Below are 243 nucleotides of genomic sequence, written 5' to 3'. Positions count from 1 at the left end.
GCATCGGTATTGGCATCGCCACAGGTAGGTGGGTACTCTTGCGCGACAGTGTCCAGGTGGGTTCGCAACTCTTCATCCTGCCCTGCCTGCTCCAGTAGCTGCCAGACTTGGCGGGTCAGACTACGCAAGTTGCGCTCGGCCTGCCGCGAGCGCGCCACGCCTTCGACCACCTCGCGCAAATGCCGGTTTGAATCACCTTCGAACAGCTCGTCCCAAAGCTGCGCCTGATCCGGGCTGGCATCC

1 protein-coding gene is annotated in these 243 nt (G+C 62.6%); it reads right to left on the bottom strand.

The window, feature by feature from the left end:
* A partial coding sequence (locus SB752_RS33130) for an NEL-type E3 ubiquitin ligase domain-containing protein (RefSeq protein WP_410719616.1) occupies positions 1-243 on the bottom strand: 243 nt, incomplete at both ends.

Origin of the sequence: Brevibacillus sp. SIMBA_040, assembly GCF_046535075.1 — a bacterium.
Lineage (GTDB): Bacteria > Bacillota > Bacilli > Brevibacillales > Brevibacillaceae > Brevibacillus.
This window is presented reverse-complemented; position numbering and strand designations above follow the sequence as displayed.